Source organism: Serratia sp. S4 (genome assembly GCF_000347995.1).
In the GTDB taxonomy this organism is placed as follows: Bacteria; Pseudomonadota; Gammaproteobacteria; order Enterobacterales; family Enterobacteriaceae; genus Serratia; species Serratia quinivorans.
Map to the genome: position 1 here is coordinate 5,056,142 of NZ_KB661120.1, position 22,689 is coordinate 5,078,830.

The following is a 22,689-nucleotide window of genomic DNA, read 5'->3' on the forward strand; positions in this document are numbered from 1 at the left end:
AATAAGCTGAATGGCGTATAAACACCATTCAGGTTTAAAAATGGGTCATCTTGCGTGCAACATTAACCTTTCTCGTTATCACATCCGTACCAATTGCTTACCCAGATGTTTTCCGTTGAGTAAATCAATAAATGCCTGAGGGGCATTATCTAGCCCATCGGCTACCGTCTCTCGGTATTTTAACTGACCTTTCTCGACCGCATTCAAGAGATAAACATCCGATTCGGGGTAATCCTTAAACCATTCGGTTACCAGGAAGAAACGGTTTAATGGCGCATCAGGCAGAGATGAGAAAAAAGCCGCAGGGCTGGATGCATCAACATCAGTCCCTAAATTATAATTGGCCGCATTGCCACAAATAGGCACCCTGGCACCTTCATTCAGCAGTTTGGCCACAAACAATGAAATGCGTCCGCCAACGTTCTCAAAATAGATATCAATCCCCCGTGGGCAAGCGGCACGAAGATCTCGGTTAAGATCGGCGGTCTTGTAGTTCAGGCAAGCATCAAAACCCAACTCATCAACCACATAGCGGCATTTCTCGTCGCTTCCAGCCAACCCTACAACACGACAACCAGCCAATTTACCGAGTTGCCCGACCACTGAACCCACCGAACCCGAGGCGGCAGAAACCACCAGCGTTTCACCCGGCTTGGGTTTTGCTATTTTGTTCAAACCAAAGTAGGCCGAGCGGCCAGGTGTGCCCACCACGCTGAGAAAAATGGAAGATGGTAGTGAGGTAGGTGGCAAACGGTGGGCGATGAAATTTTGTGCATCTCCAACATAGTATTTTTGCCAACCTGAGTAGGTAAATACGCGATCGCCAATGCTAAACAGAGGATTGCGGGAAGCGATAATCTCACCAATAGTTTCCCCCTGGATCACCTCCCCTAACTTGATCGGGCTAACATAGCCGGTACTTTTATTAAGTCGTGGTCGAGTATAAGGGTCTATAGATAACCACTTATTTTCAACCAAAAACTCACCTGGACGCAATTCACCCACGGTGTCGGCTTCGACCCTGAAATTTTCCAGCATCACAGCCCCGTCAGGATGGCTATTCAATACGATCGATATATTCTCAAACTGAGTCATGTCGTTCCCCATCTAAACTGCATATGAAATTATTATCAGAACCGGCGACCGTAGCGGCCGATAAACTGGGTTTAGCGGCCTTTGGCTCGCAGGTGCGATGTCCAACGGTATTTGGGCCAATAAAAACTGAACAACACCATCAGTAAGGTCAGCGGCCAGCCGCCCATAAAAATAATCGTATCAACGGGAACATCCTGCCGTTGTGAAAGCACATACACCCCGACGGCTTTCAGCAGGAAAACCAGGATCCATGCCAATGAAACCTCATGCCAAACCTTGGCATACTGTGGAGTACCGTAAGCAGGAATGCTTTTCAACATCGGCATCGCTTGCTCTGCCAACGTACGAATCATTGGTCGCCCCACCAAAGAGTAGAAGCCAAATACCCCCACTACAGAAAGCGCACCGCTCACCGCGAGGAAGACATTTTCTTTCTTGATGGCAAACGGGGCGTAGCCATGCAAATAGAGGTAGTGGCTGAATCCCGACACCAGAATTAAGGCAATAACCGACAAAGAACCACCGCGTTTGTTCAGCAGCTCAACGACGCCGGAATACAGAGCCGTCACCAATAACGCAATGCCTGCGCCCCCCCACCAGAACGCGAGGTTATAAAGCACGATTGGGGTAATAATGGTGATACGCGCATCGCGCGATAACAGGTAATGCCAGACAGTCATCGGTTGTTGTCTCATTGACCCCCCTCTTTTTTCACATGCAAGCGAAAATCACGAGAAGAGAACAAAACCAGTAATGCCGTTGCCAACATCATTCCCCCCATGATCAAAAACAGATCGTTGAATGCCATGATCTCCGACTGGCGAGCGATCCTTTTACCAAGCACCGCAAAAGCGGTGCTTTTGACGCTGATGGCGTCAAAAGCCAGACCGCGTTGGATAAGCAGGCTTTTGATATTGGTAAGGTACTCCGCAAATGCACCACTGCCTGAAACCAGCGAGGTCTTGATGACATCAACATGCGTATAAATGCGCGTAATGAAAAACGTACTTAGAATAGCGGTGCCACAAGAGCCACCAAGACTGCGGAAAATATTGATCAGCACCGCTGAGGAGGCACTGTCCTGTTGCTGGACATTACGGGTAGCCAGCAGGGAGAGCGGTACCATGATAAAGGGCTGCCCTAATGCGCGGATCAACATGGACCACGCCATCTGCGGCCCGGCAAAATTGCCATCCATCGAACAATCCATAAAAGCGCTAATGGCTAATCCGATGAACCCGATGCAGATCAGATATTTCGGGTTGAAACGTTGAATTAACAGGGGAATAAACGGCAGGATGACCAACTGCGGGAAACCCATCCAGATTACCACCGTGCCAATTTCCGACGCATTGTAATCATGTACCATCGTCAGGTAATACGGCACCAGGAACAAAGTGCCGTAGATTGCCACACCCAGCATGGCGAAAATTACGATGGAGCACGAGAAATTATAATCGCGAAACAACCTGAGATTAATAAGCGGATGAGGATGAGTGAGTTGGGAATACATGAATATAATAAAGCTAATGCCAGAGGTGACTGCCAGCACACAGATCATGTTGGACTGTAGCCAGTTTTCCTCTCCTCCCTTTTCGAGAATGACCTCCAGCGCCCCCAAACACAGCATGACGGAAACAATGCCTACAAAGTCCCCGTGACGGATGATGTTCCAGTTAATGATGGGGTGTTTTAAAGCGTACTGGATCAGTACCCATGACAGCAACGCGGGTACTGCATTGATATAAAATATGGCGTGCCAGGAAAAGTTATCGGTCAACCAGCCCCCCAGGGCTGGCCCCACCGCCGGCGCAAAAGTGCCGATAATGCTGAATAACGACATGCCCAAAGGCCGCTTTTCCAACGGAAGGATCTCAATAATCAGCCGGAATGAAATGGGGATCAACGCCCCTCCACTGAATCCTTGCAGGGCCCGGAATACGATCATGGAGCTCAGATTCCAAGCGGCAGAACAGAGTAAGGATGCCCCCAGAAAACCGGCAATACACCACAAAGCATAGCGCCCCGTTCCCAACGCCTGACAGAGCCAACCGCAAAGCGGAATAGCCACAATCTCTGCTGTAAAATAAGAGGTCATTAGCCACGAACTGTCATTCAGCGTGGCAGAAAGCGCCCCCTGAATCACTTTCATTGACGAATTGGCGATTTGAATATCCAGGATAGCCATAAATCCCCCGATCAAACCGCCGATGATGGCGCACCATTCACGTCGGGACACGCCGACTTTCATAACCGGGGCCTCCGTTGTCAGCACTGCGGGACTCATAACAGCACCTTACGCAATTGGCTGGCCGTAGGGTTGATTTGCGGCGCATTCATCATCGAAATGTGGTTACCTGACGCGCTTATTACCGTCAAACCCCCTTTAGCCAGGCGGGCCCAACTCTGCCCCGGGGCAGCTTGCAGAAGGCGATCGGGTAGAATCTCCTCGGCCTCTACGACCACAATGTTGCCGGCGTAATCCGTTCCCTGGTAGCCGTCCGTAGCGGAAATATGGGCCTGCAGGATCGTCAGAAAATGTTGGAAATGTGCGTTGCTAATATTGTCGGGTACCAAATTTGCACGCTTGAACTCCTGCAGGAATAGCGCAGAACGCTGTTTTTCGGACATCGCAGCCAATGCTGGGCCGGTAATAGCGAGTGAAACCCCGGTAAAACGTTCTACCTTACGGGCAAAATAGGCCAGCCGTTCGTATTCATCCAACTGCGCCGCCCGGTCATTCTTCGCCAAAGGCGCCGGTTGATCCAATACCAATACCGTTGGTGTCCGCCCGCTTGCCCGCTGCAATTGCTGAGCCATTTCGAAGGCAATGGTCGCCCCCAAAGACCAGCCGCCAATCACCAGATTCTGTCGTTGAACGACCTCCTGCGCCTGTTGCAAATAAAATGCAGCTAACTCTTTGATATCATGGTTATAGGTTTCATCTTGGCTGAAACTCGCTACCTGCAAGCCGAACACCGGATACTCAGCTCCCAGCTCGCGAGCCAGCGGGTAATAACACAAGATGTTTCCACCAGCCGGATGAATCATCAAAAGGGTAGGTTTACACTCCTCAAGACCCTGATTTAGCATCACCAGCGGTGATAATGCGCGGGGCTTCTCCCGTGTCAACAAGGCCGCAAGTTGCCGGATACTGCTATGTTCAAACAGTACCCCCAAGGATAGCGAGGTGCCAAAATGCTGGTTTATCTCAATAATTAACTTCAATGCCGTGACCGAGTTGCCCCCCAGATTAAAAAAGTCATCTCGCGTATCCATCCGCTCGCGTTGCAGCACACGGCAATAAATGCCGTGCAGGCGGTGTTCGACCTCACCTTCCGGTTCCCGAGCCTGTTGAGACGTGTCGACATGGGCAAACGGCAGAGCCGCATAATCAATTTTGCCACTGGCCGTCAGCGGCAGATTTTCCGCCCATATCCATTGATCCGGCTGCATATAGTGAGGGAGTTTCTGTTGCAAAGCCGCCAACAGCTCCGCACGTCGTTCCTCTTCTACGCCACAGCAATAAGCCACCAACCGCGTCTCCCCATGGTTTAGCGGCCATTGCTTAACTGCAGCTTGCTCGACAGCAGGCTGCTGCCGCAACACGTGCTCTATTTCGCCCAACTCCACACGGTAACCGCGCACTTTCACTTGGCGATCAAGACGGCCTAGAAACTCAAGATTGCCATCCGGCAACCAACGTCCCTTATCACCGGTACGGTAAACACGCTCACCGACCAAGAAAGGGTGGGGAATAAAATGGAGCCGATTCTGCTCCTCGAGACCCACGTAACCGGCGGCCACGTGCGCACCACCCAGATAAATCTCACCAGGTAAGCCGACGGGCACTAGCTGTTGGTGGGGATCCAATACCAACACGTGGCTATCCGCCAGCGGTCGGCCCACAGGTAAATAATCGTTTTTCTCCCAGTCGACGTTGTCGGAAAGACTATAGGTCATGACTCCGACGGTACATTCAGTTGGGCCATAGTGATTGACCACCCGACAGGCAGGCCGCAATTGACGGATGTGCTTAATCAACGACACTGGCGCCTTCTCTCCCCCCAGAACCAGCAGATTGCGCGGCAGTAATGCGTCAGCCTGCGGTGACGTTAATAACGCAGCCAGATGCGTCGGCGTTATTTTCATGCAATCTAGCGGTTGCGCAGCCAAACTGGAAAATAAAGCCTGAGGATCGTTGAGTTTCTGGGTATCAATCACCTCAAGTTGCCCCTGGTTTATCAGCGCCGGGAACAACATGGTGTGCGCCAGATCGGTGGTGAAAGAAGAGAACATGCCATATCGCGCCCCAGTCGGTTGGTCGAGAACCGGGGTGATTGCCTGGCAGTAATGACTCAGGTGGTTATGATTGACCCTGACGCCTTTAGGTTTTCCGCTACTGCCTGAGGTGTAAATGATATAGGCAGGTGCCTCCGTCGACGCTTTCGGCAGAAGTGGATTGTGGCACGACAGTGTACCGAGTGCCTGCTCCAAAGGGATAGCAGGCACTGTGAGAGTGGGCGATTCCACGTCCACCAATACAAAGCGCACCGCAGCATCCTGCAAAATAAAATCAACCTGCTCCGCTGGCAGAGCAATATCGATAGGAACATAGCATCCGCCAGCTTTCAGCACTGCCAACAGGGCTATTACGCTACGTTCGCTTCTGTCCATGAACAGCGCGACAGGCTGCTCCGGCAACAGGCCATGTGCCAGCAAATAGTGCGCTATACGATTTGCCTGTTCGTTGAGTTGCCGATAGCTCAGCGTACGACCAGCACAACACACGGCCAGTGATTCTGGGACGTGATCAACCTGACGTTCAAATTGGGCATGCACCGACATGGGTGCGACACGGGGGACGTTCCGACATCCGCTTAACAATCGCAGACGCTCAGTTCGACTCACCAATGACAAATCCTGCACCCTTAACTTGGGCTGTTCGATACATGTTTCCAGCAAGGTGCACAGATCGCTCAACATGCGCTTTATCGTGCTGTGATTAAACAAGTCAGGATTGTAGTTCATGGTAAACAGCAAACCGCCTTGGTCTTCTTCTACCCACAGATTCAGATCCAGTTTCGACACACCGTAATCAACTTTTAGTGGCTTATAAGTGAACGGCGTATTGTTGTGGAAATGGGGAAATACCTGATAGGTGAGAGCCGCCTGAAAAAGCGGATTTACCTGCGGATTTCGTACATAGGCTATTTTATCGAGAATATCATTGAGCGGGATCGCCTGATAAACCTGAGCCTGCCCACTCTCTTCACGGGTACTATTGACTACGTCCTGCAGGGTTGATTCCGGACTTACCTTAAAACGCAGCGGCAGAGTATTCATAAATAACCCCATCATTTTCTGCGTCTCAGGTTGGCTACGGTTAGCAAAAGGCACGCCGATAACAAGCTGTTGTTGACCACTGTACTTATGCAATAGCAGCGTATACGCCGCCAGGATCACGTGGAATGGCGTAGCGCCCAGCTGCGCTGCGCACGTCTGCAAGCGCTGACCGAAACCATAGTCGAGATACTGCCCGGTCATACTGCCGGCAGTGCTCATTTTTAGTGGCCGTGGGCGATCGGTCGCGATCTCTAGTACGCCTTGCACGCCATCGAGCTTAGTGACCCAATGTGCCAGCCCCTGTTGATAATCTGAGCTGGAATACCACTGCTGCTCTGCCAGCGCATAGTCAGAAAACTGCAGGAAACCTTCGGTCTGCGGCGTATCGCCATTAAGCACAAGGAAATATATCTCCATAAATTCTTTGAAGAATAAATTCACCGTCCAGCCATCAGAAATAATGTGATGGAATGTCAGTAATAAAACATATTCATGGTGATTGGTTTTAATTATGCGCCAACATGAAAGCGGCCCACGGGCTAATTCAAAGTGCTGGCGACCTTCCTCACGCGCAACTCTCTCTACCCATCCGTCCCTTTCGTCTTCAGGAAGGGGCGTGATATCGTCATAATGAAAATTGAACAGGAGTTCATCACCCACGCATTGGCATAGCTCACCGGCTACCACGTTGAATGTCGTACGCAGAATGCTGTGCTTCTGCGTCAAATAGGCCAGCGTTTTTTTAGCCACCTCCGTGTCGATATCGTGTTCAACCCGACAAGTGATGGCATACGGATTGTTGTATGCCTTGGCATCATCAAGATATTGATCAAGCACCCATATGCTTTTTTGGGCACCGGTTACTGGAAAGTGGGTTCTGGCAGGCTCACTGTTTTTCTTGATGATTTTGCCAGATGCAACTGCACCCTGAGTTTTTCTCTCTCTGGCAATTTTTTTCAACTCATCCAGGCTCAATGATTTGAGCATGATGGTACTAATTTTAGTCATCATCGAATCCCGCTCTTGTCTGATTAAACATGTTTGCCCACGTGGTAGCCCCCAGACTCATGCCTGGGGGCGGCCGGGCTACTCGCCCTGCAGTAGCACCTCTAGTTCAGCAAGTATCAGTTTCGACAGCCCTTTAACAGTTTGATCCTGATAGAACAAATCGACGCGAATATCGATTTCGAAAACACCCGATACCGTCGACACCACCTGAACCGCCAGCAGGGAATTGCCGCCGAGTTCGGTGAAATTGTCATTTACGCCAATCCCCGAAATGCCGAGAATCGATTGCCAGACCTTGGCGATTTCTTTCTCAATGTCGTTTTCCGGTGCCACATATTCCACCGACAAAGCGGGCCTGATATGGCCATCGGATGCCCTCTCATTCACCTCTTCCAGTGCGGCTTCCTCTTGCGCAGGGATTGACTCGTAGATCAGTTGCCCAATATCACTGGTTACAATCACCAGTTGTTCAAACTCCAGGTGCGAAAGTTGCCGTTTCAGCGCATCAAGCCCCTCATAGAACAGAATGTCCTTGTCAGCCAGATTCACTTTTACCGCAGGTGTTGCCTCCTTATCGGTATGCTCAACCACCTGGTTATCTTGGGTCATTTTGATCAGCGTGTAGTTTTCCAGCGTCAGTAGGGGCATACCGGCGTGTGACAGGAAGACAATATCCATCGTAATGGCGCTATCGTTGTCGTGATAAGGACGCTTGAGCTTGATATGGGCATAACAATCCGCACTCAGCGGTGCATGGTAGGTTATCTTGCCGTAGCTGATTGGCAGGAAATTCTCTTTGGTGATGTAAGTCAGGCAACGGATCGCCGTGGCGTCAATCAAGGCCGGATGGTACGGATAACGCACAAAGTCGTCGAAGAATTCGGGGCTCATGACCTTGTGCATCAGCCATTCATTTTCCCCCCGCAAGATACCTTGGTGATTATCCCAACGCAGGCTTAACGACAGAAAAATATCGCCAGTATTGGCATTGCCAAGTTCACGCTCCAGCGGCTCGTAAGCCAATTCCGTGGTGCAGCGTTCACGGATTGCATTGATCGATACCGGTGAGCCTCCAGACTCGGTACTCTTCTGCCCCACCGTGCCCAATGCGTGTTCCTGCCAGTCAAGATCCAACGCCCCCCGGCTTCGCAGGCTAAATTTGTAGCCATTGCCTTCCGCCGTAACCAGCAGGTTCATCATGCGCGGCCAAGCGTTGTGATAAATGACCGGTTTCGTCAGCAACAGGTTCTTAACCTGCAACTTCTCTTGTGGTTTGAAATGGTTCATCCACTCATGCAGCATCGAGAGTATGGTCGCCCCCACCAATGACGGCTGATGCGTCAAGCGGTGCTCATCAATCACCCAGTCTTTTTGCACCTCCAGATTAACCTGGTAGATCTCTTTCATTCCTTCACGACCGACCAGCGTTAACAGATTGCCGACAACCTCCTCAAATACCGTGGATTTACTGCTATTTTTCTTCTCTAACAACTGTTTGCTCCAGCGTACTGCCATACCAATATCGCCCCATTTCCCCCAATTGAGGGAAACGGTACGACCTGAGCGTTGCTGGTTGCGGTAGTGAGCGAAAGCGTCCATGAACGCATTGCCCGAGCAGTAATCAATACGCGCCTCATCGCCAACGATAGAGGTAATAGAGGAGAACAAAATGAAGAAATCAGGTTGTTTGTCTTTAAGCAGGTCGTCCAGGGCCAGGCTGCCGATCACTTTAGGATCCAACACGGCGGCGCAATCCACGTCACTTTTTAACGGAATAATCCCGCCGCCGGCAATCCCTGCGGTATGGAATACGCCATCAATGCGATCAAAAGCAGAAAGCATATCGCGCATACCTGCATGATCGCACACATCAACCTGAGCAAGGTGCACGGTATTACCACGCTCCTCCAGGCGCAGGATCCCGGCGATCTTCTCACTAATCGGATCGTCCACCGGATGTTGTCGCATCCAGGACTGCCACTCAGCACGAGAAGGCAGCTCGGAACGGTATGTCAAGATCAAGGTGGCATTACCGATCTCGGACAAGTAGCCAGCAACCAACATGCCCAGCCCCCCCAAACCACCGGTAATCAGATAGACACCGTCATCTTTCACCTCTGCAGGTATACCCGTATCGTCTTGCTTCAGTTGAACGGCCTGATAATCTTCTTCCCAGCGGTTACGACCGCGATAGGCCACCAGATTGCCGTGTGTATCAATATGGCTTTCGGCAATCAGTTGCTGAGCGATATCTTGAGGGGCGGCGTAACCAAACAAATCCATATCAACCACATGGCACTGAACTTCCGGATACTCGTGATAAAATACGCGGGCCGGCCCAACCACCAGCGCTTTTTGCGGTGAATACAGCTGTTCTTCTGTCACGTTGAAAATGTTATTTGTCACGAACAGGAGATGCAGGTTGTCCAGAAGGTTCTCACTCACTAAAGCCTGCTGTAAGTAAAGAGGACTGTAAAAGGCATTGACCTGCAACGCACGGCGACAACCAATAAACTGTGGTTCCACATTATCGGCGGACAAATTCCACAAATTGACGATGCGTGTTGGGCGTAACTCACGGTTTTTGACGCTTTTTAACAGGCGGACATAATCTTCGCTCTTGCCGGGATCAATCACATAGCAGTCATTGGCCAGATCCTCCTGATAATGAGTCCCGCGCCAGACTGCCAGCACTTTATGCCCACCCGCCACTAACTGCTTTTGGATATGTTCGGCGATCACCATGGCATCAACGAACAGTAGCCAACATTCCGTGTCCGGATCGACAGGCTTTCCTGGCATAAACTTAGCCGGAATGGTGCGCTTCCAGGAGGGCATGTAAAACCATTCGCCAATTTCAGCTTTTTTACGTTTACGGGCGTTGAGAGACTTGGCATCCTGCGACGCAGCTCCTTCGTGGCCGCGTGGAAGCGCCGGCAATTTGAACTCTTTACGCTCGAAGGGATAGCCAGGTAATGGCAACCTACGGCGATGTTCCCCGTTGTAGAAGCTGGTCCACGAGATTTCAACACCGCTGGCCCATAAACTTCCTAAAGTCGTGAGCAAATACTCATCTGTTAAATCAACATCTTTTGCGGTAGGTAACGAGGAGTAGATCAGTGCTCCTTCATCGGCTTTGAAATGCTGCTTGGCGGCAGACTCCAGGGAACGGCCAGGGCCAACCTCCAGGAAGATATAATCCTGGTGTTCTTCAGACATCAACGTTTTGAATGCATGAGAGAACAGCACTGGATTGCGCACATGTTTAACCCAATAATCGCTGTCCATAGCCAGCGTATCGGACATCCAATCGCCACTCACCGTTGATACGAATGGGATTTGCGGGGCGTGCAATGCAATGCCGTCAATGACTTCTTTGAAGGCAGGCAATACGGGCTCCATCATGTATGAATGGAAGCCGTGCGAAGTATCCAGATGCTTGCAGAAAATATTGTTGTCTTCCAGTTGCTGCTGGAATATTTCGATCTCATCCAACTCCCCTGCAACCACACACAGACCCGGATAATTCACCGCAGCGATTTCCAATTTGCCGCCCTGCAATCTCTTGCGTAACGACTCTTCGTCCATCAACACTGCCAACATGGCTCCTGCAGGCAATGCCTGGACCAGTTTTCCTCGCAGCGCCACCGCTCTCAATGCATCTTCCAGCGAGAACACGCCAGCAATACAGGCTGCAACATATTCACCGACGCTATGGCCTATCATCGCATCAGGTTTAATCCCCCACGACATCCACAACTGCGCCAAGCTGTATTCCACAATAAACAACGCGGGCTGGGTAAACTGCGTTTCATTGATGCGCGATTTTCTTAAACCCTCTTCCCCCAGGAAAATAATCGATTGCAGATTCACGCCCAAAATAGGATCCAGATAACGACAACAGTGATCCATCACTTCTCTAAACACTGGGTAGGAGGTATACAGATCGCGTGCCATATTGATGTACTGGTTGCCCTGGCCCGGGAACATGAAAACCACGGCCTTACGGCCTTTACCTGCGGATGAAATAATGGCTGACGGCTGGTTCAGTTTCTCCAGTAATCTTTCCCTACCCTTCCCCACCAAAACCGCGCTATGACCGAACTGCTGGCGACCCACCTGTAAGGTGTAAGCGACATCGGCCAGGTTGGCGTCCTTATGTTCAATAAGGTAATCATGCATGCGTTGCTTCATGGCTACTAACGCAGTTCGGCTCTTAGCCGAAAAAGGCAGCATAATCAGACCATCGTGCCGATCGGCAACATCCCTTTGCGGCGGAGCCTCCAAAATAACGCAGGCATTGGTTCCCCCCACACCAAACGAATTCACCAAAGCGCGATGCGGTGTGCTCGAAGTCTCCAACTGACTCAATTCGGTATTCATTACAAACGGGCTGGTTTCAAATTCGATGTTGGGGTTTGGCGAGAGATAATGCAGTGACGCAGGGAGTTCCCCATTTTCCAATGCCAATGACGCCTTGATTAGGCTGGCCATTCCGGAGGCGGCATCCGTATGCCCAATATTGGTCTTTACCGACCCGATACGGCAATACTGCGTTTTATCGGTGAATTCTTTGAACGTTTGGCTCAGCGAAGTAAACTCAATAGGATCCCCCAACGCGGTGGCGGTACCATGTGCTTCAACAAAGCTGATAGTTTCCGGACTGACCTGCGCATTGGCGAACGCCTGTCTGGCTACCGCAATCTGACCCTCAATACTCGGGGCGGTATAGCCCGCTTTCAGATTACCGTCATTATTAATCGCTCCACCTTTGAGTACCGCGTAGATATGATCGCCATCGCGCAGCGCGTCATTCAAACGCTTCAATATCACCACCCCCGCCCCACGACTAAATACGGTGCCATTAGCCCGGGAGTCAAAGGCATAGCAGCGGCCATCAGCTGACTCCATCCCTCCCTGCATGTACTGATATCCGCGCCGTTCAGGGGTATCAAGTGAAACGCCGCCGGCAACAATCAGGTCGCTTTCGCCATTCAGTAAACTGTTGATCCCCATAACCACGGCAACCATCGCAGTAGAACAAGCGGTTTGCACATTGACGCTGGGGCCTTTCAAATTCAGCTTGTAGGAGACTCGCGTTGTTACATAGTCCTTGTCGTTATTAGTCACAACCGAGGCACCGCTAACGTATTTTTGCACCTCAGGATGCGCATTGACTTTGTTCAGGTGCCACGCGGTACCCGTGCCGCCAAATACACCCACTTTTCCGGGATAGGTAGCAGGCACATAGCCAGCATCCTCAAAGGCGTGCCAACTGCATTCCAGGAAAACACGGTGCTGCGGATCCATGATTTCCGCATCGCGTGGGGTGATATCAAAGAAATTAGCGTCAAAAAACTCAGCGTTGCCCAAAATACCTCTTCGGCGAATATAATTTGGCGAGGCGATCATTTCCTCTTCAATTCCGCTGGCCCGCAGTTCCTCTTCGGTAAACGTGCTGATCGTTTCGACTCCATCCAGCAGGTTCTGCCAAAACATTGCGGTATCTTCTGCGCCAGGGAAACGTGCAGACATCCCCACAATGGCGATATCCTTATCACGGGTCGTTGCTTGATTGTTCATCTTCTTACCTCACCATGTGTAGCGTAATTAAAATGAATTACTTCTTTTTACCTAAAATTTCAGCATGCTTATCAACAATACGTTGGCTCAGCATTTGTACTGTCGGAAATTGGAATAAATCCATAATTGAAACAGGTGCAGCAAATTTATCTTTTATTTCTCGATGGACTTTCGACATCAACAATGAGTTTCCTCCAGCATCGAAGAAATTGTCCTTCGGCGACAGCTCTTTGTTATTCAGTACAGACCTCCAAACTGAGATTATTTCCGCTTCTACTTCTGTATTCATTTTGGCTTTAATTTCGCCCATGTTTTTATCGCCTTTATTTTCATAGGAATGAAGATTCGACTTGTCGACTTTACCATTAGGATGAACAGGCATTTTCTCCAGGGGAGTAAATCTGGATGGCAACATAAAGAAAGGTAATGACTTTGCCAGACAGTTTTTTATCTCTTGAACATTGGCCGGTTGCTGGTGGCGAGTAACATAAAACGCAGATAATATTGGCGTGTTTTTGTCCGGATGCGTTTCGACAATTACGGCGGCATGTGATATCTGAGGCAATGCCTGAAGATGGGTTTCAATCTCAGCCAATTCAATTCGATGTCCACGTAATTTTATCTGGTCATCAACCCGGCCGATAAATGCCAATACACCATCATCACGCTGCTTGACCCAATCACCAGTGCGATACATTTTATTGCCTTGCTCATCGGCAAAAGGATTATTCACAAAGCGCTCATTGGTCAGTGCCTGAGCGTGCAGATATCCCTTAGCCAGAATATCCCCACCTAAATAGAGCTCGCCGCAGACGCCGCTCGGAACGGGGTTAAGCCATTCATCCAGCACGTAGACGCAGGCATGAGGGATCGGCTTACCAATGGGTACCATACTTTCACTCTCTCCAGAGCGACAAAGCCAGTGACAAGCAAAAATAGTCGCTTCCGTCGGCCCATAGAGATTATGAATTTGACCGGCGAACTGTCGGTCCAGATCGTCCACCAAACTTTGCGGCAGCGCTTCACCACCAGAGAAGATATGCCTCAATGTTCGGCAATTCCCCACCACCTCCGCATCAACGATAATGCGTAACGCCGTAGGCACAAACTGTGCCACAGTAACCTGGTGACGCTGGATAAAATGCGCCATCAGCAGCGGGTCGTATTTCGTTTCTTCGGCAATAAGTGCGCAACTTGCCCCGGCAATTAGCGGCCAGAATATTTCCCAGACCGAGACATCAAAACTGAAGCTGGATTGGTTAAGTACCACGTCACGCTGACTCAGTTGGAACGCGGCCTGCATCCATTCCAGATAATGTGCCACCGTGCGATGACTCACCATTACGCCTTTTGGCGTGCCGGTGGAACCAGAGGTATACATGACATAGCAAAGATGATCGTCGCTGACTTTTGGAAGCACCGGCGTTGCGGGTAAGGTGAGATCCAACTGGGTAATGTCCAACCACTCGCAATGGTGCGAGTTCACATTCAAGGCCGCTTCTGGCACCGTATCCGTAATGACCAGTTTGGTGTCGGCATGACATATCATGTACGCCAGGCGTCTTACCGGGTAATAAGGATCTAACGGCAAATAACAAGCGCCAACCTTTAATATTCCCAACAAGCTGATAACAAGGTCTATTCCTTTGTTAAGATAAACGCCTACAATATCCCCTGGTCCGACTCCGCGGCTAATTAGCTGCTCTGCCAACGCGTCAGTATATTGGTCTAACTGCTTATAAGTCAGTGTGTTTTCATCAGACCTTAACGCAATTGAATTGGGCGAATCATTACTTTGCCGCTTGAATTTAGCATGAAGAACACTCTCAGATTCCATGATCTGACCCTCTAATATTCATTAAAAATATGGCGTGCTTTTATTTTAAAAAGTGCTAACTATCCTGGCTGAATCATCGTTGTCAATAATGAGAGATATTTTTTGGATAAAACGTTTATCTGTTCTGCATTGAACACATTTTTATGATAATTAAAACAAACCCGTAGTCTATCTCCGTCATTAACTGACAATGTCAAATCCACTCTTGCCAATGAACTTTCAATAGAATTGACATTAAACTCAATGTTATCAATTGGCACCGCTGCAGGCATAGCAGTTAAATAGTTAAAACAGACAGGTGCATAGAGTTTTTCACTCCACCCCTGAGCACGAATATCGTTATTCAAAACATCATAAGGAAGCGTCTGATTATCTAAAATTGCATACATTTTTTTACGACAGCGCACCAGTAACGTATTAATATCATCGTTTGGGAAAACCTTATCGTAATAGGTAACCCGATTGACAAAGCATCCTAGTAACTCAGTTTCCTCATAGAGCATACGGCTGGAGACAGGAATGCCAATCGGTACATGCCGATAACGCGTGTCAGAGTTCAGTAACAGATTAAATGCCGCCAACATACAGACAAAAACGGTTGTTTGACGCTCTTTGGCAAAAGACCGAAGCTTTTGCGTCAAAACCGGGGATAAGATACAGCACCTGTTTTCCCCCTCTTGATCCGCCTGAGGATGGAATAGTGAGGCATCGGCACCGGCCTGCACATATTCAGCAAAGGTTTCCAGCCAAAATTGCCTTTCTTGCGGGTAACGTGTTGGTTTGATTATTTGTTGCTGCCATTGACGGTAGTGTTGATAGCGTTTTCCTTGACCAAGCCTGAAGCCGCGGTCGCCAGCATAGTAAGCTCGCATATAATGAATAAACTGATTAAAGAACAGAGAGATAGAGTCATGATCAAAAACAGTATGATGCACCTGCACTAACAGAATGTGTTGAGCATCTGCCGAAGACAATAACCTGATGCAGATAAGGGGCATCTGTTCCAGATCCATCTCAGGTGAACCGACCGATGCCAACAACAGTTCGTCGTTTAGCTCACCAGCGACAATCACCTCTTGGCAGCAGCGCTGTTGTGAAATTTGCAGCGCAGCAGAAGAATATGCCCCCTCGCGACAACTGACGTTATCAAGGTCAAAGCGGCTGCGCAGAACCGGATTGTCTTCCAGAATCCTCTGGGTACACCATTCCAGAGCGGCGATATTTAACGGCCCATGCCAGGTTAAGCAAAATGCAATCTGATAGGCCCGTGGGTCAGGACTTATCTGATCCAGGGTCAAGAAATAATGTTGCTCACCAGACAGGGGAGCCGACTCCAACCCCTGGTCAAGGCACACTGTATCCTCATCGTTGACATAGTAAGGCACAATAAACGACAGCAGATGAGGCGTAGCATTATTAAAGAAAAGGAAATAATCGATATCACTGAACAGTCTACGTCTAATCATTTGCCTGGCCTGAATGACCTGCAGCGAACTGCCTCCCAAATCAAAGAAGTTATCATCAGCCCCCAGCTCACGGAAATTCAGTATATCCTGAAATATTTCAATCAGTTCCTGCTCCATCTCATTGGCGGCCTGGCGATAAGAGTAGCTCAGTGTCGGCCGTGTTGGACAAGGTGCCGGCAGGCGTTGAAGATCCAATTTCCCATTGGGTAACTTGGGTAATGTTTCGACAGTAATAAAGTGTGACGGGATCATTCCTACGGGCAATTTTGTACGTAAGAAGCTTCTTATTTCATTTGTAGAAATTGAAGTGCCAGGGCTGACTAAATAAGCGATCAGCCGTGCTGAACCCTTCTCTTCACCGAAAGCACGCACCAAGGCATGACTAATTCTGGCATCTTCACGCAAGGCGGTTTCAATTTCCTCCGGATCAATACGCACTCCATTAATCTTGATCTGACGATCAATACGTCCCAGATAGACGATATCACCTTGCGAATCAAATCTTCCCAAATCGCCGGTGCGGTGAGCACGGTAGCAAACATTGTCACTTTCATAGGTGAAAAAACGTTGCTGAGTCAGGCTATCCTGATTGATATACCCCCGCGCAACCCCCTCACCAACAATGCAAATTTCACCACTTTTTCCAACCTCAACTGGCGTTAAATTCTCGTCAACAATGAGGATTTTGCTGCCGCGTAGCGCCTTGCCCAAAGTGACGGCATGCTGTTTCTCTAGCCGGGCAAAAGAACCATTGGCCGTCGCTTCCGTAGGGCCGTAAAGGTTATACACTTTGACTTCAGGGCACTGTTCAAAAGTACGCTCTTTGAGATCAAAAGGTACCGGCTCACCAGAGAGGAATACGATTCTGGGTAAATTCAACGGACTATCTACATCGCGATGATAACGCAACAATTCATCCCATACCGTTGGCACGCAATAAATTGCTCCCCGCGGATGTTGCTGATACCAAGACAGTAAGACCTCTGGCTCATGTAGACTATCAGCAGGCAAGATATGCAACGTATCTCCACGCAGCAAAGGGGCATAAAGTTGAGTGACTGCCGCAGCAAAGCTTAAAGTGGATGTCAGCGGCAATACCGCCTGAGTTTCGGGCCAGAGTTCCTGGTTAAACCAATTCAGATAATAGCTCAGGTTACAGTGCTCTATGGCAACGCCTTTTGGCGCCCCTGTCGAACCAGAGGTATACAGCACATAAGCAAGATCGGTTTCGTGCACAACAGGCAGGCTAATAGGAACCGTCAAATCTGGGTAGTGGATATCCTCCAGCGCCAGTGTTGAAGGGAATAGTTTTTCTATTCCGGCTTTATTGATGGTAGAACGTGTCGTTAGCAGCAGGAAGACCGAAGCATCATCGAGGATTTTAGTTATCCTCTCATTCGGCTGAAAGTGAGAAAGAGGTATATAGGTACAGCCCGCCTTAAGAATTGCTAACAAGACTACGGGCATCATCAAACCTGGTTCCAGATAAACGGCAATCCTTCCTCGCTGGTTTTTCGGATAGGTTGATATCAAGTAACCTGCCAACAAGTTGGATTGAAGCTCTAATTGCCTATAGCTCAAGTTCTGTCCGCTAAAAGTAACAGCAATCTTATCTGGTCGATGAGCTGACCATGCTGAAATAGTTTCAAAAACAGGTTTCCTGCAATTCATGGCGATTCCTTCCATATTTTCCAACCTTTATCCCCGCATAAAAATGGGGAATTCCAGGTAGATGCCCTATATTTTTTTACTCAATATGGTCCCTTGGCAAAATAATTAACCAAAATGTACAGTTAGTTTTATTTTTTAATAAAAAGCCGTCATTGCGACGGAAAGCACAGCATAAAAAAGTGTTATGACCCTATGGCATTTATCTCGCGCCGGCCAAAACCTCAGTTAAGCGTGCATGTTAAAATAAAGTGGCGATTGAAAAATGAACTCTGACTGGTAGATATTAACGGTTAGTAATTAGTTAGCAATGGTAATCCTATAGGGATATTTCTCAAAGATAAAAATGATTCCAAGTGTAACCCATCATGCTTTCTGCAAATACCAACGCGTTCAATAAATGTACGATAATAATTTATATTTATGTTTTATATGACAAAAAAAATTCAAGCGATTATGAAAATATTTGTTACATTTATGAGTTTAGATTAGTTTATATCCGCTTAACCAATCTTTAACTTAACCGAAATTAAACAAGTTCATATCCACAACGTGTGGCTGGAGATGTTTTTATAAATATAAAACTGTGATTTGGTTTACATTTTATGAAATAAACAAGAAATTATACACTTTGTAAACATTATAAATAGCAAGACTAAAAAACACACCACCACCAGTGGTGATAAATTGATCAACAATGTCAAAACTAAACCCATGTTAAACCGAAACAATATAAATTTATATTTATTAACTCTTATTTGATAAATTAGCGCTGAAAGCGTATTCGCTCTAGTACTGCCATCGACATGCAATACATCCCCAAAATTGAGAAAATATCTGGTATTAGCGCCACTTGTTTCACAGGTAATATTGCCCCTTATTTTTGAATTTACGCGTGCATCATCTGTCCCAGTTCGGAATGCACCGGTCATTCTCAGACCACCAAACGCGGCAATTCCGAACCCACACACAACCCATGTAGATGATCGCAAGTGATAAAGGCCGTACGTCACTTTGCAAGGGTGGGTACCCCTGCGTGCATCTTTTCACTCCCTGCACCATTTCCTTCGACACAAACCTTCATTTTCTGCCATTATTTTGCCTGATCAATGGGCGGAGCTCATGCAAGCATCCGCGACACTGGAGAACCCCGATGCTGTTCAAGTTATTTAAAAACATCACGTTGGCATTTGTTGCGTTGATGGTCGTCCAATCCAGCGCGCTGAGTTTTACTCTGGAAGTCTCGGGCAACATCCAAAACACCACCGATCCGGTAAAGAAAAGCTATCTGTTTACCGATAAACAACTGTTGGCGATGCCGGTGAGCAGCATCACCACCTCAACCTCCTGGACGCCGCAAAGAAAGTTCGAAGGGGTTGCCGTGGCGGACATTTTGGCGCGTGTCGGGGCCAAGGGCAGCACGCTGACGTTTTACGCGCTGAATGATTATTACATCGACGTGCCGCTGTCCGACGTCGAGAAATACAATATGATTTTGGCCTACAAGATGGACGGCGAAATGCTGAAGATCAGAAACTTCGGCCCGCTGTTTTTGGTTTATCCCAGGGATGCCGCAGGGCCTGAGTTGAATTCCCCGCTCTACAACTCACGCTTTATCTGGCAAGTGGACAGGATTGTGATCAAATGAAGCTCACAGGGTTTAAAAGCAACAGCAGGCTGGCAATCCCGGCTATTTTTGCCGCACTGTTTTTGGTTGCCTCTACGGTGACGCTGTATTACTACAGCGCAACCCTGTCAAAGAAGGGGCTGTATGCTATCGCCGGCACCCAGGAGAATTACTCCTGGTCGATCGCCAAGTTCTCCATCAAGCTGGCCGAGTTTGATACGCTGGTCGAACAGCTGAAAAATGCGCCGCAGGTGGACGCCGAGGCTCTGCGGCTTAAATTTGAAATCCTTTACTCTCGCTTTTACGTGCTGGAAACGGTGTCCGAGTCCACCCAGCCACTGTATGCCGAACCGGGTTATCCCGAGGTGGTCGCACACATGCGGGCGAAAATGGATCAGATTGATCATTTGCTCAACAGCCCAAAGATTGATTTCTCGTTGATTTCGCAGGCCATGAGGCAAATCAAGCCCTATGCGATTGAGATGGCCAACCTGACCGATCACGCTGAAGTGAAGCAGCGCACCGCCGCCTACGAAGACTATATCGAAAAACGACACATCATTTTTTATGGTCTGGTGATCGTGATGTTCTCGGTGATCGCGCTGATCGCCATCACCCTGATTGTGCTGCGCCAGCAGCGCCTGACAATCCGGCAGCAGGCCAAAGCGATTGAGGCAGAGAAAGCCACTCGCACCAAAAACGCCTTTCTGGGGGCCATTGGTCACGAACTGCGCACCTCGCTGCAAAGTATTATGTCTGCCATTGATGTGCTGGTGAATACCAAAGTGTCGGCCGAACATGCGGACACCTTCCAACGTCTGGAAACTGCCGCGCAGCAAATTGAAAGCCAGATGAAAGATCTGACCGATTACGCGCACCTGGACAGCGGAATGATGGAGCTGCGCATCGCCCCCTTCGACGTCCAGCGACTGGTCGAGGAAACGGCTAATGAAATCAATACGCTGAGTCAGAAAGATCAGGTGACGCTGTTATGTGAAGTGGAGTGCGGGCATCTGCAGATACATTCCGATCCACTGCGCATCAGGCAAATTATCGTCAACCTGCTGACCAACGCGTTCAAATATACCGAAAGCGGCACCATCACGCTGTATAGCAGCCTGCGGCGCCAGCCTAACGGCAATGCATTGATTATTGAGGTCACGGATACCGGCATCGGTATCGAAAAGGAGATGCTCGACCAGATATTCCAGCCCTTCACCCAGCTCGATCAGTCGCATACCCGGCAGTATGGCGGCGTCGGCATGGGGCTGGCGATTGTACACGGACTGGTCACGCTGCTCGACGGCAGCATTACCGTCTACAGTGAGCCCAAAAAAGGCAGCACCTTCATCGTCAGTATTCCGGTTGAAGTCAGCAACGAAGAACGGCTCGACGAAATACCTCACCACCACCAGGGCCTGCTGCAAAAACAGCAGCATATTTTGGTGGTTGATGACAACAAATCGGTGAGTGACGCCTTCGCGGCGCTGCTAGACAAGCTCGGCTATCAACATGAACTGTGCAATTCGTCGGAACGGGCGCTGCAAAAGCTGCTCCGTCGCCCTTATGACGCATTACTGCTGGATCTGCAAATGCCCGGCATTGACGGTGCCGCGCTGGCTAAACAATTACGCAGCCAACGTGGCCCCAACCGCGGTATTCCGATCGTGGGCATTAGCGCTTACACCCCGGAACAACTGTCTGTCGAACAGCGGGCGCTATTCGACAATTACCTGATGAAGCCGGTCAGGCTGGACGCGTTGTCTTCCGCACTGGCTTCACTGCTGGCCGCTAGAGATTAAAACAGCGCAACAGTGCGGCTTCAATCACATGGAGCCGTACTGGCTTTTCATAAGGGCCCAGTACGTCATAGTCGCGCATCGCCCTGGCGATTTCAGATTCGCGCTGATCGGTCCCTAACTGGCCGGTGAGAACCAGAACCGGCGCATCCGGGTTATCCGAGGCGCGGATGGCTGCAATACATTGGTCTGCCGTTTCCTGACCAATCAGCCAGTCGACCACATAACCATCGAACAGGCTCTGCTGCAACGCCAGGTTAAAACTGCTGACATCATAAAATGCCACCGCATGAAAACCGCGGCTGTTTAGGTATTTGGTCAGCTCATCGGCCGCCTGATGTGAATCATCAAGTACCGCAATGCTCAGGCGCTCATCTTCGACGGCGGCTGAGCGAAGCTCGATCAGCTCCACGCAAAAACGCTGCCCCAGCGGCGCATCATCCGCACGATAAAGACACCATTGCCCCGCCTGCTGCAACGCGACATATTCCGACGAACGTCCGCCAACCAGCTCATGGCCGATATAAGCCACACAACCCAGTTCCACACCACCCACATAAAAGATGGCATCTCGCACCATAGTTTGCGCAGAGATGACATTTTCAGGGCCGGTGTCCACGATCGCGGCAGGCGTTTCCCCTAATGCCGCAGCGACGTTGTTAATTTGCTCCAGAGTCCAGGGACTTTGCCCCTTCAGCTTACGATGCGCATGCGAAAAACTCAGATCCAGAATGCGGCTGAGCTCTTTGGCATGCTGACGCTTACCAATCCCATAATGTACAAACAGTTCCCTGACCCGGTTTGCTATCGACTGTGAATCGAATTTCTGGTGATTGTTATCCATTTTTTCCTTCGATTTTTTTTGCTGTTTTTTCAGTCGTTTTCATACTTGCCGTGCAAAAAAGCGATCCAAAACTGGTATATGGTACAATGTATAACCTAAACATTGCTTGACATACCACATTATATAGTCAAACATGGTATCAGAAGAGACACACAGCAACACCACAATAAAAATATAACAATAGTAAGATCGCATCACCAATAATCATAATGACACCAGGGAAAGCTCGTTTCAGTTACGACGTGAGAGAATGTATGCAATAGATCCTCGTCGTAATTTGGGCCGTAGCGCTAATCTGTTTTACCGCGTTTTGAACCGGGATCCGCAAGGGTCCCGTTTTTTTTTGTCGTTTTTACCGCAAAGCGGCGTGATGCATCATACGTTTTCCCTCCGTCATCACCCCGTTAAAATCCAAA

General features: G+C 49.2%; 10 protein-coding genes. 2 read left to right on the forward strand and 8 right to left on the reverse strand.

Annotation, left to right across the window (positions count from 1 at the left end; genetic code table 11):
• Positions 1-78: 78 nt before the first annotated feature.
• The 7 genes from SERS4_RS0124355 to SERS4_RS0124385 all read right to left on the reverse strand — a co-directional run bounded on the left by SERS4_RS0124355 (position 79) and on the right by SERS4_RS0124385 (position 18,021).
• Entirely contained in the window at positions 79-1,095 is a 1,017-nt protein-coding gene (locus tag SERS4_RS0124355) for an NADP-dependent oxidoreductase (RefSeq protein ID WP_017894369.1), read from the reverse strand.
• A gap of 71 nt (positions 1,096-1,166) precedes the next feature.
• Positions 1,167-1,790 carry a hypothetical protein gene (locus SERS4_RS0124360; RefSeq protein ID WP_017894370.1) on the reverse strand — a complete coding sequence of 208 codons (624 nt, stop codon included), beginning with the start codon at positions 1,788-1,790 and terminating at the stop codon, positions 1,167-1,169.
• Entirely contained in the window at positions 1,787-3,346 is a 1,560-nt protein-coding gene (locus SERS4_RS0124365; protein ID WP_017894371.1) for an MDR family MFS transporter, read from the reverse strand. Before SERS4_RS0124365 ends, SERS4_RS0124360 begins: the two co-directional genes overlap by 4 nt.
• A gap of 32 nt (positions 3,347-3,378) precedes the next feature.
• Positions 3,379-7,452 carry a non-ribosomal peptide synthetase gene (locus tag SERS4_RS0124370; protein ID WP_037410596.1) on the reverse strand — a complete coding sequence of 1,358 codons (4,074 nt, stop codon included), beginning with the start codon at positions 7,450-7,452 and terminating at the stop codon, positions 3,379-3,381.
• A 75-nt stretch (positions 7,453-7,527) separates the two neighbouring features.
• On the reverse strand, positions 7,528-13,032 hold the full coding sequence (locus tag SERS4_RS0124375; protein WP_017894373.1) for a type I polyketide synthase: 5,505 nt from the start codon (positions 13,030-13,032) through the stop codon (positions 7,528-7,530).
• A 37-nt stretch (positions 13,033-13,069) separates the two neighbouring features.
• On the reverse strand, positions 13,070-14,869 hold the full coding sequence (locus SERS4_RS0124380; protein WP_017894374.1) for an amino acid adenylation domain-containing protein: 1,800 nt from the start codon (positions 14,867-14,869) through the stop codon (positions 13,070-13,072).
• A 59-nt stretch (positions 14,870-14,928) separates the two neighbouring features.
• Positions 14,929-18,021 carry an amino acid adenylation domain-containing protein gene (locus SERS4_RS0124385; RefSeq protein WP_253275404.1) on the reverse strand — a complete coding sequence of 1,031 codons (3,093 nt, stop codon included), beginning with the start codon at positions 18,019-18,021 and terminating at the stop codon, positions 14,929-14,931.
• Between the two features lie 1,135 nt (positions 18,022-19,156).
• On the opposite strand from SERS4_RS0124385, the gene SERS4_RS0124390 reads away from it, so the two are divergent.
• Entirely contained in the window at positions 19,157-19,651 is a 495-nt protein-coding gene (locus SERS4_RS0124390) for a molybdopterin-dependent oxidoreductase (protein WP_017894376.1), read from the forward strand.
• Positions 19,648-21,432, forward strand: a complete 1,785-nt coding sequence (locus SERS4_RS0124395) for an ATP-binding protein (RefSeq protein ID WP_017894377.1) — start codon at positions 19,648-19,650, stop codon at positions 21,430-21,432. Before SERS4_RS0124390 ends, SERS4_RS0124395 begins: the two co-directional genes overlap by 4 nt.
• Here the strand turns inward: SERS4_RS0124395 and SERS4_RS0124400 are convergent.
• Complete coding sequence (locus SERS4_RS0124400; protein ID WP_012147410.1) at positions 21,422-22,273, reverse strand: helix-turn-helix domain-containing protein; 852 nt, start codon at positions 22,271-22,273, stop codon at positions 21,422-21,424. The genes SERS4_RS0124395 and SERS4_RS0124400 overlap by 11 nt on opposite strands.
• Between the last annotated feature and the right edge of the window lie 416 nt (positions 22,274-22,689).